The organism is Sphingomonas limnosediminicola (assembly GCF_039537965.1).
GTDB classification, from domain to species: domain Bacteria; phylum Pseudomonadota; class Alphaproteobacteria; order Sphingomonadales; family Sphingomonadaceae; genus Sphingomicrobium; species Sphingomicrobium limnosediminicola.
The window spans coordinates 2,750,561-2,763,936 of the sequence record NZ_BAABBM010000001.1 but is presented as its reverse complement, the minus strand read 5'-3'; the positions used below and the strand labels follow the sequence as shown (position 1 = coordinate 2,763,936).

General features: G+C 60.6%; 13 protein-coding genes. 5 read left to right on the top strand and 8 right to left on the bottom strand.

All coding sequences use genetic code 11. The features are described from left to right. Positions 1–137 precede the first annotated feature (137 nt). From ABD704_RS14230 to ABD704_RS14220, 3 genes are all read left to right on the top strand, one after another. The gene (locus ABD704_RS14230; protein ID WP_344700348.1) at positions 138–2,519 is read left to right on the top strand and encodes an arylsulfatase; all 2,382 of its coding nucleotides are present in this window, start codon (positions 138–140) and stop codon (positions 2,517–2,519) included. Between the two features lie 157 nt (positions 2,520–2,676). Further along, positions 2,677–3,636 carry a formylglycine-generating enzyme family protein gene (locus ABD704_RS14225; RefSeq protein WP_344700560.1) on the top strand — a complete coding sequence of 320 codons (960 nt, stop codon included), beginning with the start codon at positions 2,677–2,679 and terminating at the stop codon, positions 3,634–3,636. A gap of 187 nt (positions 3,637–3,823) precedes the next feature. Beyond that, positions 3,824–4,204 carry a DUF1622 domain-containing protein gene (locus ABD704_RS14220; RefSeq protein WP_344700347.1) on the top strand — a complete coding sequence of 127 codons (381 nt, stop codon included), beginning with the start codon at positions 3,824–3,826 and terminating at the stop codon, positions 4,202–4,204. On the opposite strand, the gene ABD704_RS14215 is transcribed toward ABD704_RS14220, so the two are convergent. The 3 genes from ABD704_RS14215 to ABD704_RS14205 all read right to left on the bottom strand — a co-directional run bounded on the left by ABD704_RS14215 (position 4,188) and on the right by ABD704_RS14205 (position 6,496). Beyond that, a complete protein-coding gene (locus ABD704_RS14215; RefSeq protein WP_344700346.1) occupies positions 4,188–5,036 on the bottom strand; it encodes a hypothetical protein in 849 nt (282 codons plus the stop codon). The two genes, ABD704_RS14220 and ABD704_RS14215, sit on opposite strands and share 17 nt — an antisense overlap. Positions 5,037–5,111: 75 nt before the next feature. After that, complete coding sequence (locus ABD704_RS14210; protein ID WP_344700345.1) at positions 5,112–6,023, bottom strand: bile acid:sodium symporter family protein; 912 nt, start codon at positions 6,021–6,023, stop codon at positions 5,112–5,114. Then, positions 6,023–6,496: a YidH family protein gene (locus tag ABD704_RS14205; RefSeq protein WP_344700344.1), complete on the bottom strand. Its 474-nt coding sequence runs from the start codon at positions 6,494–6,496 to the stop codon at positions 6,023–6,025. Before ABD704_RS14205 ends, ABD704_RS14210 begins: the two co-directional genes overlap by 1 nt. 290 nt (positions 6,497–6,786) lie before the next feature. Here ABD704_RS14205 and ABD704_RS14200 point away from each other — a divergent pair, with 290 nt between their 5' ends. After that, a complete protein-coding gene (locus ABD704_RS14200) occupies positions 6,787–7,434 on the top strand; it encodes a response regulator (protein ID WP_344700343.1) in 648 nt (215 codons plus the stop codon). A gap of 28 nt (positions 7,435–7,462) precedes the next feature. Here the strand turns inward: ABD704_RS14200 and ABD704_RS14195 are convergent, their stop codons facing one another. The 4 genes from ABD704_RS14195 to ABD704_RS14180 all read right to left on the bottom strand — a co-directional run bounded on the left by ABD704_RS14195 (position 7,463) and on the right by ABD704_RS14180 (position 11,376). Further along, a complete protein-coding gene (locus ABD704_RS14195) occupies positions 7,463–8,245 on the bottom strand; it encodes a sensor histidine kinase (protein WP_344700342.1) in 783 nt (260 codons plus the stop codon). A gap of 210 nt (positions 8,246–8,455) precedes the next feature. Next, positions 8,456–9,145, bottom strand: coding sequence for a DUF3313 domain-containing protein (locus ABD704_RS14190; protein ID WP_344700341.1), 690 nt, complete (start codon positions 9,143–9,145; stop codon positions 8,456–8,458). A 146-nt stretch (positions 9,146–9,291) separates the two neighbouring features. Next, on the bottom strand, positions 9,292–10,500 hold the full coding sequence (locus ABD704_RS14185) for a patatin-like phospholipase family protein (protein ID WP_344700340.1): 1,209 nt from the start codon (positions 10,498–10,500) through the stop codon (positions 9,292–9,294). A gap of 66 nt (positions 10,501–10,566) precedes the next feature. Continuing rightward, a complete protein-coding gene (locus ABD704_RS14180; protein WP_344700339.1) occupies positions 10,567–11,376 on the bottom strand; it encodes a bestrophin-like domain in 810 nt (269 codons plus the stop codon). Between the two features lie 589 nt (positions 11,377–11,965). Here ABD704_RS14180 and ABD704_RS14175 point away from each other — a divergent pair. Beyond that, on the top strand, positions 11,966–12,943 hold the full coding sequence (locus tag ABD704_RS14175; RefSeq protein ID WP_344700338.1) for a P44/Msp2 family outer membrane protein: 978 nt from the start codon (positions 11,966–11,968) through the stop codon (positions 12,941–12,943). Between the two features lie 145 nt (positions 12,944–13,088). Here ABD704_RS14175 and ABD704_RS14170 read toward each other — a convergent pair whose 3' ends face one another. Next, positions 13,089–13,337, bottom strand: a complete 249-nt coding sequence (locus tag ABD704_RS14170) for a hypothetical protein (RefSeq protein WP_344700337.1) — start codon at positions 13,335–13,337, stop codon at positions 13,089–13,091. Positions 13,338–13,376: the final 39 nt, after the last annotated feature.

Genomic DNA, 13,376 nt, shown 5'->3' with positions numbered 1-13,376 from the left:
CCCCCGCCCGATCCTTGCGCCACCATAATCGGCTGGTTGCCCGGCGCCACAACGCAGTTTGCATAGGGGAAACCCCGATAGCGAGCAGTCATCGACAGTCATAATCGGACGGCAACTCTTACACCCGGGAGGTCCTAATGTCCGACGCAAATGACAACCTATCGAGGACGGTCCTGCCGATCCCCGCGAAACCCCGCGTCGGATTGGTCACTTACGATGCCAAAGACCCGGACACGCATTTTGACCCGATCTCCCAGCTCCGCCCGCCCAAGGGCGCGCCCAATGTCCTGATCATTTTGATCGATGACGCCGGCTATGGCTCATCGAGCGCATTCGGGGGGCCGTGCCAGACGCCGAATGCAGAGAAGCTGGCCGCCGGCGGTCTTAAATATCGCCGCTTCCACACGACCGCGCTTTGTTCGCCCACTCGCCAGGCTTTGCTCACCGGCCGTAACCACCACTCGGTCGGCATGGGCGCCATTACAGAGGTCGCGACGGGTGCGCCCGGATACTCCTCCGTACTTCGCAACACCGCGGCTCCGCTTGCCAAGACGCTCAAGCTCAACGGTTACAACACCGCGCAGTTCGGCAAGTGTCACGAAGTGCCAGTTTGGCAGACCAGTCCGGTTGGCCCGTTCGACCAGTGGCCGAGCGGCGGCGGCGGCTTTGAATATTTCTATGGATTCATCGGCGGCGAATCCAACCAATGGTACCCGGCTCTCTTCGAAGGCACGACACCCGTCGAGCCCGACAAGACACCTGAGGAAGGTTACCACCTCGTCGACGACATGACGAACAAGGCGATCAAGTGGGTCGGTCAGCAGAAGATGCTCGCCCCCGACAAGCCGTTTTTCGTCTATTTCGCGCCCGGCGCCACCCATGCTCCGCACCACGTGCCGAAGGAATGGGCCGACAAGTACAAGGGCAAGTTCGACCAGGGCTGGGACAAGGTGCGCGAGGAAACCTTCGCCCGGCAGAAGAAGATCGGCGCCATTCCGCCTGATGCGGAGCTGACCGTCCGTCACAAGGAAATTCCCGCCTGGGACGACATGCCCGAGGATCTGAAGCCGATCCTTAGGCGTCAGATGGAAGTCTACGCTGGCTATATGGAATATACCGACCACCACGTCGGCCGGCTGATCGATGGCATCGAAAAGCTTGGGCTGCTCGAAGACACGCTCATCTACTACATCATCGGCGACAACGGCGCGTCGGCTGAAGGAACGCTCAACGGCACCTTCAACGAAATGCTCAACTTCAATGGACTTGGTGCGCTGGAGACGCCGGAATATCTGACCAGCAAGATCGACGAGCTGGGCGGACCGACGTCATACAACCACTATGCGGTCGGGTGGGCCCACGCCATGGACACGCCTTACCAGTGGACCAAACAGGTCGCGTCGCACTTCGGCGGGACCCGCAATGGCACGATCGTGCACTGGCCCAGCCACATCAAAGCCAAAGGTGAAAACCGCGACCAGTTCCACCACGTCATCGACGTTGCGCCGACGATCCTTGAAGCGGCTGGCCTGCCGCAGCCTGAGGCGGTCGACGGAGTCATGCAAACGCCACTCGAGGGCGTCAGCATGCTTTACTCCTTCAATGACCCCAAAGCGCCCGACCAGCACGAAACCCAGTATTTCGAGATGTTCGGTAACCGCGGCATTTATCATTGCGGATGGACCGCGGTAACGCGTCACAACACGCCATGGGTCTTGGTCGGGGGAAAGATGCCCGCATTCGACGATGACGTCTGGGAACTTTACGACACGACCAAGGACTGGAGCCAGGCCAGGGACATCGCCAAGGAGAATCCCGACAAGCTCCACGAGCTTCAGCGCCTGTGGCTGATCGAAGCGGTCAAGTACAACGTCCTACCGCTCAACGACGACTTGGCATCGCGCATGAACTCCGACACCGCTGGACGGCCCGTCCTGTTGACCGGTAACAGCCAGATACTGCTATCGGGCATGGGGCGGCTTGGCGAGAATTGCGTCCTGAACCTCAAGAACAAGTCGCATTCGGTGACCGCCGAACTGGTGATACCGGACGGCAAACCCGCGCAGGGGGTCATCGTCGCGCAGGGCGCCAATATCGGCGGCTGGTCGCTGTACGCGAACAACGGCAAGCTTAAATATTGCTACAATCTGGGCGGCTTGAAATGGTTCTACGTCGAATCTGACAAGCCAATCCCGAGCGGCGAGCATCAGGCGCGGATGGAATTCGCTTATGATGGCGGCGGCTTGGGCAAGGGCGGCGACGTGACTCTATTCATCGACGGTGCACCCGCCGGCAAAGGACGCGTCGACGCTACCCTTGCGATGGTTTTTTCCGCCGATGACGGTTGCGATGTCGGCATCGACAATGGTGCCCCCGTTTCCCCGGATTACGGCGCAAGCGGCAACGCATTCAACGGAACGGTCAAGGGCGTGCAGCTGGCGATCAACGCCGATGCGGAATCATCCGATCATCTGGTCAGCCCGGAACAGGCTCTCGCGATCGCAATGGCACGGCAATAGCCTGCTGTCGAAGCCGGCGTTCCTGCTCCCGTGGGGGCGCCGGTTCTCGTCAGCCGCCTAGGGGAAAACCCCGATGGAACGTGATCGCGCCGAATGGTGATTGAAACGCATGAGCACCGCCCCTGAACTGACGAATCCCGCGCAGTCCGATGCCGACATGATCTGGATCCCGGGCGGCGAGTTCAACATGGGATCCGACAATCATTATCCTGAAGAGGCCCCGCGGCACCGTGTTCGCGTCGACGGTTTCTGGATGGATCGGACGCCGGTTACGGTCCGCCAGTTCGCGGAGTTCGTGGAAGCCACAGGCCACGTGACCACTGCTGAGATTGCGCCGGACCCTGCAGATTATCCCGGGGCGCTGCCGGAGCTTTGCCATCCCGGCTCGCTGGTGTTCTCGCCGCCCAACCACGCGGTCGACCTCGGCGATTGGAGCCAGTGGTGGGAGTTCCGCCTCGGCGCCGACTGGCGCCACCCCTACGGCCCGGGCAGCAGCAGCGAAGACTTGCTCGATCATCCTGTCGTTCACGTGACCCACGGCGATGCGGCGGCGTTCGCGCATTGGGCGGGTAAACGCCTTGCCACCGAAGCGGAGTTCGAGTTCGCGGCTTTGGGCGGAACGGACGAGGCCGAATTCGCCTGGGGCGACGAGCTCGAACAAGACGGTCGCCACCATGCCAACGTCTGGCAGGGGGAGTTTCCCTGGCAGAACCTGGCGACCGATGGCTTCGAGCGAACGTCACCCGTCGGGTCGTTCCCGCCGAACGGCTTCGGCCTGGCCGACATGATCGGTAACGTTTGGGAATGGACGGACGATTGGTATCGCGCCCGCCATCCGGAGGCCGCGAACAAGCCGTGCTGCATTCCCACCAACCCGCGCGGCGGACCCAAGTCCGACAGCCACGATCGCTGCGACAACGTCCCCATCCCGCGCAAGACGCTCAAGGGCGGTTCGCACCTATGCGCTCCGAACTATTGCCGCCGCTACCGGCCGGCCGCGCGTCATGCGCAACCGATCGATACGTCGACAAACCACATCGGCTTTCGCTGCGTCAGGAGCGGTTCGGCACAAACCTTATCTGAGGTCGCGTCCGCCGCCAGACCGTCTGAGGGATAGAACGGTGCGCGGCAGCGGACGCGCGAACGAGCTCAACGGCCTTTTGCTCCCGAAGCCCATCCGAAACAGTGAGCCCTAGCGCCTTCGGCGCCGAGCCTGTTTTGCGGAACTATGCTGTGCGCCCCCGCACGGCCATCAGGATAAGCCCGGATGGATTGGCCGGGCGCTGCCCCCCTAGCCTCCCCCGATGAACGACACTGTCCTGCAGATTTTCAGCTCGGCCGCTGGCCTAATGGAGCTGATTGTCGACGCCCTTGCGGTCTTGATGGTCGGCGTGGCCGCAATCGACGCCGCCTTCCGCTCGCTTCAGAACGCGTTCCGGCCGTCACGCGCGCTCAAGCAGCGGACCATCTGGCTCAACTTCGCGGGATGGATCCTGCTCGCGCTCGAATTCTCGCTCGGCGCGGACGTGATCGGCACCGCGATCGCGCCCACCTGGGACACGATCGGGAAACTGGGCGCGATCGCCGTGATCCGGACGTTCCTGAGCTTCTTCCTCGCGCGCGATTTCAGGGATGCAAGGTCACTCGTCCCAGAGTCAGAGCCAGCGCCTACATCCGATAAGTGATGGCCAGGATCGGCCCATCCAGCGCGACGTGCAGATTTAGTCTGTGTTCATCGTCCTTGACCGAATAGTGCCGCCATCCCCCGGCGATCTGCCAGTGATCGCTGAGCCGATACTGGACGGTACCCAGCAACTGCCATGAATGGGCGGGAGTAATCCCGAACCCCGCGACGTCCCCGTAGAAGGCCGCGCCCCAGCGCCCGCCGAGCGGTGCGCGGAAACGCGCGCCGAGGACGGGAGCGACACCAGAAGCGCTGGGATTGCGATGAACCGTCGTCAACGGACCTTTGAGGTCGAGGTCGAGCTTGAGGGACGTAAGCTGCGCTCCGGCGAGGAGGTCGAGGTACATCGGTCCTTGATCGACGACGCGATATCCTGCCTCGAGGTTCGTGATCAGCATTTTCACGTCGATGTTCGCATCGAGCGGCACTGGACCAAGGTGACCGTTGGCGGAGCTGCCGACGTTCGAATAGATGAGGTCCCCGATGACGACGAAGCGTTTGTGCCTCGCTTCCGCGGCGCCCATGAAGGCGAATTTCAAATCCTTCAGGATGTCGAAGAACGATTCCTTCGAAGTCACCTGTTCGCCTTGTCGGGTCGTGACTTGCGACTTTATGCTCGTCGCCCAAAGATATGACGTCGTGGCGAAGTGCCAGCCGTCATCTCCAGCCTCTACCGCCTTGGCCTCCGTCGGGACAGGAGCATCGGTGGCCGGCGCGACCGCATACTCGCTCGCTTGCGAAACCGGCGCAAGATCCTGGCCGTCGGCATGAGCGGCGGATGCGTAGAAACACGCAGCGGCCGAAGTCAAAAGCAATCCCAGGGCCTTGGTCATCTTTCCCTCCGCAGCGGCGGATCCCGCGTGGCTGTGGTACCCAAGCGCCGGCGATCGATTGATCCGTTAAAACCCCTAGTTGTGCGGAAGATCTTCGGCGTTCTTCGGCGAATGCCAAGCGGCGGACAGGACGACCGGAGAAGACGGATAGGCCCGCTTGAACCACACGCCGTACAGCGCAGTGACTACGAAGCTGGTCAGCAGGAAGAGAATGACCGTCAGCATCACGCGCGGCTCGGTGAAATTGTCCCGAACGATCAGCGCCGCGATCCCGGGGTGCCGGATCGCGGCGGAGACCGCGAGTACGTTACTGTGAAGCGGACTCGGTCTGCCGAGAAGATGTCCGGCGAGGATCCCGGCCAAGACGATTAGGACGATCACGACCAAGGTGCCGTCACCAATCAGGCCGACGATCGCTCCGCCTTGCTTGTACAATATTGCGGTCACCAGAAGGACAGCCGCGATCAGGCCTGTCCAGAATGTAACGGGGGCGACATAGTCCGCGATGCGAGGCGCCAATGTTGCGATGGCAACGCCGATGCCAATCGGCGCAAGAATGGTGAGTGCCACCAGCTTGCTCACCGCGCCGACGGAAATTGACGCATTCGGGGGATAGAGGGCGCTGAGTAGCGCAACCGTCGCCGGCACGAAGAACACCGCGAACAGGATCATCGTGACGTAATAGTGGACGGCCTTGGCAGGATCGAGCCCGGCCTGCATGAACCTGGCAGGGATAACGGGCGCAAGTGGCGAAACCGCCATCAACACGATTCCGATCGCAATCGTGCGGTCGATCGGCATGATCGTACAGATGATCACGGCCAGGGCTGGGACGACGATGTAAACGGCCAGTATCCCTTTGAGGATAAGGCCTGAGTGTCGCATCGCCTCGAAGACACGCGCCGCGTCTGCTCGAAGTCCGAATGACAGGACGACCAGCCACAGGGAACCCTGCGCGAAGAGCGGAATGAGCGTTTTGGGGTCCATCAGAACGGGCCCAGGCTCAGGCCGACGCGAAGGATCGCGAACAATCCCACCAGCAGCAGAAGAAACGCCACGATCGTCGCGCTGTTAGGCGTCTTAGACTCGGCATGGCCGATCAATTGCTGATCGAATAACGCCTGTCGCCTTCGCCGGCGGTTCCTGCTGTCGTGATAATGATTCAAAAGCCCGAAGAACAGCAGCACGATCCCAAGCGAGATCAGCGCGAAGCCAAACCGTCTTGGCGCGTCGGAAGGAAGCGCACCTTTGGGCAACACGCTGTCACTGAGCTTTCGGAAGAATTCAAAGATCGTGAACCCGAACCCGATCAGAGCAAGCGACGTGCGCACCACCGCCATGAGCGTCCGGTCGCTCGCCATTGCCGTCCGCTCGAACGACATTGCCGTTCGCTGCGATGACAGGTCGTTGCTGATCGTATCCCCGATCAAGTGCGGTGCAGGACTGATTTTCTGATCCAAGACTTCGCCCCCGATGGACCGGTAGATGAATCAACTATCAAGGTGGCGCTTTGGGGGCGCCATCGGGGAAAGACCGGAGGGTGGCCGCCGCTTCGGTCGGAAAATGCGAAACGGGGCTGTCGTTTTCCATCGGGTTTACCCCGATTGGAAGCTCGAGCGTGCTGGTTAATCTCGGCTGCAGGGGGCGGCGAATTCGCTCGCCCAAAAGGAATGCGATAGAAGCTTTATTGAGGACCGACGGGGGATCTGAAAGGCATCAGCAACCCGCAAAATCGAAGGTGTATTGGACAATGTCCACTCCGGTGAAACGGATCTTGATCGTTGACGACCACGACGCAGTGCGCCGAGGCGTTCGTCAGCTCATTGAGACGAAACCCTATTATCAGGTGGTCGGAGAAGCGTCCGACGGGCGAAGCGCTATCGACATCGCCAATGAAACGAAGCCCGACATCGCGGTTCTCGATTATTCGATCCCGGAACTGAACGGCCTAGGCCTGGCCCAGGCATTGCGGCGCACCTTTCCGCGCATCGAGATACTCCTCTACACGATGCACGATCGCGAAGAGATCGTCATGGACGTTCTTCGCGCCGGCGTGCGCGGGTTCATCCTCAAATCGGATGCCGAGCGGCACTTGCTTGCGGCCCTGGACGCATTGTCACTTCACCGGCCATATTTCTCGGCCGCGATATCAGAAACGCTGCTTGAGAAGTTTCTGCAATCGAGACCAACGCCCCATTCGGGGAGCCTGACTCAGCGCGAGCGAGAGATCGTTCAACAGATTGGCGAAGGACGCATCAACAAGCAGATCGCCGAGGTCCTGAACATCAGTGTGAAGACGGTGGAAACGCATCGCGCCAGCGCAATGCACAAGTTGAAGCTGCGAACGACCGCCGACCTCGTCCGCTACGCAATTCGCAACGGCATCATTCAGGCTTGATAGAGCTGCGACGCGCGCTGTGGTCGCGCTACGCTGCTGTGGGGGCCGACGGAACGATGGCGACGATTTTCGTGCCATTCTTCATCCGTTCAATGAAGAGCTCTCCGCCAAGCCGTTCCGCGCGGTCGCGCATCCCGATCAGGCCCACGCCGTGGTCTCGATCGAAGCTCTGGTTCGGCGGCATTCCGCACCCATCGTCTTCCACCGTGAGCTCGAGGCCAGCCGGCGATCTGACCAGATTGACATGTACGACGGACGCATGCGCGTGCCGATAGACGTTCACGAGCGCTTCCTGACAGATCCGCAACAGGGCTAACGCCGTCCGCTGATCGGTGACGCCGCCGCCCATCCGGTGACAGTCGAAATGCAGCTGCAAGCCGGTGCGCTTCGCAAACCCCCTGGAGAATGTCTCGACGGCCGGCACCAGTCCCGCGTTCAGCTCGGCGGGGAATTCCAGAAATGCAAAGGTACGAATTTCCCGATCGATCTGTCTGATCGTGTCCCCCATTTCGTCGAGCATCACATCAAGACCGCTGTCGTGCGGGGTTTGTCTGAATCGTGCGAAGCTGAGAGACAGGGAAAGGAGTAATTGACCAGTTGAATCATGGAGAGCCCTGCCCACCCGGATGCGGTCAATGTCCTGGGCTTCGGCAAAGAGGTCGCGGACGACGTTGGGCTCAGTTTTTCCCGTAGAACCATTTGACCTGGACGCGAGTAGCCCGTTGACCACTTTCGCGGATCCATCATCACGAAAGCCCGGTTTCGCCTGGCTCGTCCGCTCTTTCGCGGCGATTGGGCGACGCTTGATCACGGCCTTGGCCCGAGATGCGGTGATACACTCATAGGACACGTCCTGCGAAAGCCGGATGTACTTACCGAGCGAAGCACGCGGACTGGAAACACGGTAAACGCCCCCGTGAACGCCAGGACTATACCAGCGCTTATGGGGTTAATCCAAGTTAAATTTAGGTAGATGTCCTGATGGCGACCTTCTGCGGCATTCGCGTGGACCCTGCGGGAGCTACGGCGCTACCGTCATTTGCTCCAGGCGCTGGCGTGCAGTGACGGCAAAGTCGCGAGCCACTGCCTTGACCGTGTCGGTCGTGGACAAGGTTGCCGGAATATCGAGCGCGTCAGGAGCACGACGGCGGACGGCCGCAAATAGGAGTTCGCCGGTCTTGGCGTCATAGCCCTGCACAGAGAACAGGACGGAGCCGGTCAGCGACCCCTGCCTGCCGGTGATGCTTTTCAGGGCGCTCAGGCCAAAACCAATCGGGGTCACGCGGGTCGCGGTAGCGACGCCGCCGACGGTGTTCTTCACCCCAATCAAGTCAACATGCACTCGAATGGTGTTCGGGGCGGTGCGCGCCGCTGTCGGGAAGGATTTTCCGATTTCCGCATGAAGCGCGTTCGACAGGATCATCGCATATTGTGCCCTGTCCACATCGCTTACGCCGTCGAACTGGGCATCGGGACCCTGGTATACGACGCCAGGCTCAACATTGACGTTCTTGTATTTGGTCAGGACCGCGTTCGGATTGATATAGGTCCAATTCTCCTTGTCGGCCTGGTCCTGCGTCAGTTCCGGTGCCGACTGGAGGCCGACCGGCGCATGGTCGCGCGTCTGCGCAAAGCTGGGGCTCGCGATTGCCAGCCCCCCGATGGCCAGGACGCTGGTCAGGAACATCTTATTGACTGAATAGATCGTCATGGTCGCTCGCTCCCTGCCGACCATCAACGGCGGCTCAGCTGAGCAACTGGCATCGCCGGCTGCGGCGCTCCATCGGCAAAAACCCGGATGTCAGTTGAAACAGCGTGACGTGACGCTTGCGGGAGTCGACGCGGGCGATGCCCTACCTATTTTTGTAAGTCGGCGCCGATCGGCCGTTCATACCCGGGTGGGTACTTCTCCCACTTAAGGCCTGATGCGGCCATTTGCCGTCCGGCGGCGTAAAGCTCGCGCATGTAGGCGGTATTGAACTCCTCCTTGCCGTGCTGCGTGAATGTCGAAGGAATGTAGGCCAGGTTGAATTCAACGCCGTCGCGCTGCGTCGTGGAATAGATGCGGTACAAATCGCCGATACCCTGCGTCGTCGTCAGGGAACCGATCGCACGAGTGGCGATCGACATGGTCTTGCGCGGAACACTCTCCCAAGGGGAGTCAAAGCGGGCATTGCGAATGACATAGAGGACGCGCCGCCGCTGGGTTTGCTGGAAGATCTTCGCATCGATCGAAGGCGGATAGACGAAGACTTGCGCGACGGTGCCGCCATCGGAATGCATTTCCTGGTGACGGACGCCGTCCGACGTGACGTCTATCATCACTGGGGGGAAAGCGCCCGGGATCGAAGCGGATGCGAGCAACACGCTCCTAAACAGCGCCAGCCGGTTCGGGTTCTGGCTGGCCGCGATTGCAGTCATGTTCCAGATGACAGGCTCGAGCGAGTCCATGTTGGTCGTCCCGACCAGCAAGATTCGGCCCTTCGCATATTCGGCGGCGATCTCGTCCAGCATTTGCTCACTGGTGTTTTGCGCAATCAGGTTCGCAAGCGGCTTTGAATCCGCCATCGCGTCGCTCATGACGCCCTTCAACATGCCTCGCGACTTGAAAATGTCTTTGGCAGAAATGGTCGTGTAAAATTTCTCGATTGCGCCGTCGTAGCGCGAGCCCAGGAAGGCAAAGGGTGCGATCAGTGCGCCGGTGCTGACGCCTGTGACCATCTTGAATTCCGGTCGGGTGCCTGAGGCAGTCCAGCCGTTGAGCAGGCCGGCGCCGAACGCGCCGTTGTCGCCGCCTCCTGAAATAGCCAGGATGTAAGTTGGTGGCAGCGGGCCAGTCACGCCCTGAGAGGCCAGCCAGGCTTTCTCCTTGGCCAGCGATCTCATTCCTTCGGCCTGGAACTCAGCACTGTCGCGGGCCACAAGGTAGCGAACGTTGTCGACGGTCGGCCTTGCTTGGGGCATCGCTGTGAAGGGTTCGGCAGGCAGACGCGGCAGCGTCGAGCATCCGGGGGTCGCCACCAGGAGAACAGCAGCCGTCAGGATGAGAGTTCTTCTGTTTCGCATCGCGCCCTCGAATGAAGAAAGTCTTGTGATCGACTCAATTTTGGCAGTGAGCCATCAGGGTTATCCCTACTCGGCTCGGCCGGGCTCCAGCTTGACCTTGTCGAGGGCGGTGACGAGATCCTTCATCGCAGTTTGCGGGACCCTGATTGCTCCGGCTTGAGCGCTGTCCAGATCGACGATCATCATGATCGCAATGGCAAACAAGATGAACAGGACGGCAAAGGTCAGGCGAGCCTGGATGGATCCGCTGCCGGTGACGAAGCCGAGGATGAAGCTCGCACCGAGCAGGTAGAGCAGCAGCGAGTTGAAGATCCGCGCGGGGATGTGCGTTCGTCCTGCCAATTCGCGGCGAGTTCCGATGTCCAGCGTCTCGTTCAGTGACACGACGAAATATGACGCAAGTTCTGTCGTCCGGATTGGATAGAGCGCCGCGTGAGCCTCATTCCAAAGCCTATCCTGAATCTGATGGCTTTGCGCCAACCGGGCATTCATCCGCTCGTCCCAGATTCCGTCCGGCGAAATCCGGCTGTGCGCATACATTCGAAGGGTGGATTGGATCTGCGTTCGGAACGGTTCGTCCAGCAGCGATGCGCGCAGGAACGTCGTATTGATCGCGTTCGCCTCCTGCGCTACCCACCCGCGCCGTTCGTCGTACCGGTTGATCGCGATCGAAAAAGTCAGAGCCATCAAGAGCGCGAGAAGGCCGAAGACCGCACCGACAACGTACCCTTGGATGTCCGATGGGAAGTCCGCATCGGGCCGCGAGGGAAGTTTGCGCCGCACCACGCGGCCCAGCTCGCTTGCAATCACGCATGCGGAGACCAACAGCAGCCCGAAGAGCCAGAACGGGATCACTTTGAGGATGAGCTCTGACATCAGTCGGGTTCTCGCTTGTGCAGGTCGCGCGACCTGGAGCGCGCAAGGGCCAAACTGTAAGTTCCAAGGCTGGACTGGCTATCGGGGCAAATGCCGACCTTCGCCCGTCGTTTGCGAAGCGCGATCGACCAAACTGGATCAGGAAAAGCATGGGACTTGCGCCCCGGCGCCCGACGCCGGCGCTCAGTCGATGAAACCGGCTCTGCGGCGTGCGGTTCTCCCTCGAAACCCCACGAGGAAAAAATTTAATGTTCTTGGACTTGCAGTCATATGAGCCGCGTGGCCCGAGGTTCCGCTTTGCCGCCGATGCCAAAGGCCCGTTCGCTTTGGTGAACCGGCAGAGGTGCTGGTTTTCCAAGACGTTCCCGACCATCCGCTGAGCGAATTGAGCGGCACTTATCATGAAAAATGTGCGCGGCCGCTCGTCGGATTGAAGCGGGCGTTCGACCTGCTTGGTCGGAGCGAGTTCTAACCCCCTCACAGCGGCGATACGCATTAACCCTGATAACAATGGACGTGCGCGACTGCGAAAGGAGGTGCACGGCACGCTTAGCGCGTGACCGATCCAGATTGCTGAAAGGTCATTTTCATGCGCAAACTGCTATTGGGGACCGCGCTAGCGCTTCTCGCTTCTTCACCCGCGATAGCCAAAGACGGTTCGCCCTATATCGGGCTGGATCTTGGCATCCTCTTTCCAAAAGACCCAAGTGGCGGAAAAGTCCTGGTCGACTATTCGGCCGTTCAGACTCCTGCGACGCCACTCGCGCCGATTCCCGCCGATACTTCATTCGCTGACATCGGCGGCAACCTGAATGCGAAGACCGGCTACGACATCGACCTGGTCGGCGGCTACGACTTCGGCATGTTCCGGCTCGAAGGCGAGCTTGGCTACAAGCATTTCAAGGTCGAGGCGGGTAACATCAACCAGTCCTTCCTCGATGCCCTGAACAACGCTCTGAATCGGCCCGTGGTCAATCCATTGGTATTGCCCGGCATCGTCGCGTCCGACTTCAACATCGACAACAAGGCGCATGTCTTTTCCGGCATGATCAACGGCCTGCTCGACTTCGGCGGAGAAAACGGCGGAATCGGGGGCTATGTCGGCGTTGGCGGCGGCTATGCCAACTTCCACGCCTTGGACAACAGCAAGGATAGCTTCGCTTACCAATTGCTGGCCGGCGTCTATTATCCGATCTCCGACAGCATCGATATCGGACTGAAAGGGAAGTATTTCGCGACCGGTAACCTCAGTGGCAGCGACCACCACACGCTTGTCGGCAATCCCCGCACGGTGATCGTCGGCGAAACGCCCGTCGTCCAGACGGTTACCGCCGACGTTTTCACCAATTCGTCCTACAAACTCAGGACGCTGAGCCTGATGCTGAGCCTGGCGTACAATTTCGGCGCGCCACCGCCACCTCCGCCTCCGCCACCCCCGCCGCCACCTCCGCCTCCGCCTCCCCCGGCGACGCAGACGTGCCCGGATGGTTCAGTGATCCTGGCGACCGACGCGTGCCCAGCACCGCCGCCACCGCCACCGCCGCCAGCACCGGAGCGCGGAAACTAAAGGGACACAGTTCCGGATTCTTGATCATGTAAATTCGGCCTGGGCGATGCATCATTGCATTGCCCAGACCGCTTTTTTGGGTCGATGAGTTGCTGGCAGCTGTCGGAGTTAAGGCGCTGCGTACTCGCCCGCCCGGAGCTTATTTCTAACCGGCGGATCTTTTGGTGACGTCGCTAGCGTTCGTTAGCCGGTCGCCCAGATCGCACTGAGCCAGGAAATCCAACATTACCGCCGTGACGGATTTTTGACTTCCAAGCCTGACCGACGCGATCGCACCTGGCCAGCTCGCCCACACGAAACCATCACGCAAGCTGAAAACAACGTCGCTTCGGGGCTGGTCGAAGTCGTGTTCACGCGCACTCTTACTCTCAGTCATCGCGATCACCTCGTACATCTCGTTCCTATCGGCCTGCGCGGACCCGCCCAATCAGCT